Source organism: Falsiroseomonas oryzae (assembly GCF_027856955.1).
In the GTDB taxonomy this organism is placed as follows: Bacteria; Pseudomonadota; Alphaproteobacteria; order Acetobacterales; family Acetobacteraceae; genus Falsiroseomonas; species Falsiroseomonas oryzae.
The window spans coordinates 1-576 of record NZ_JAPSMD010001005.1 but is presented as its reverse complement, the minus strand read 5'-3'; the positions used below and the strand labels follow the sequence as shown (position 1 = coordinate 576).

The 576-nt window shown below is 77.4% G+C and carries 1 protein-coding gene; it reads right to left on the bottom strand.

Annotated elements, in window-relative coordinates:
• Positions 1–576: hypothetical protein (locus OZN99_RS33210; protein WP_270939421.1), on the bottom strand; the 576-nt coding region annotated here is incomplete at both ends.

Below are 576 nucleotides of genomic sequence, written 5' to 3'. Positions count from 1 at the left end.
CATAGGCCGCGGCGAGCCGTGCCGGCGCCGCCGCCGCCCGTTGCCACCATCCCAAGGCATCGGCGGGCGGGCCGGCAGCCGGCTGCGGCGCCAGGCGCCACGCCGCGATGCGCCGCGCCACCAGCACCATCGTCACGACCGCCAGCCCGATCAGCAGCAGCATCGCGCCTTCCGCGTTCTCCGGCCGCGCCTGCGCCATGATCCATCCGCCACCGAGCAGGACGGCGAAGACGCCCGCCGTCACGCGCTGCCGGTCCCGGCGGGAGGCACCGTCGAACACGCCGCCCGTCCACAGCACGAACAGCGCCATGACCGTCAGCGCCGTCGCGGCCAGGAACATCAGCGGCCGCTCCACGGCCCGGTCCGGCGCGAAGGCGAGCAGGGAGAACAGCCCCGGCCAGGCGAGCAGCAACAGCAGGGCGGCGAGCGGCCAGGTGAACACCTGCCAGTCGCCGGGCCGGCGCGCCGCCAGCCGCCTGGCGAGCGCATAGCCCGCGCGCGGACAGTCCGGGCCAGGGTCGCGCTCCGCCAGGAAGGCCGCGAGCGGGTCGGCCGCGGCGCGCGCCGGCCACAGCC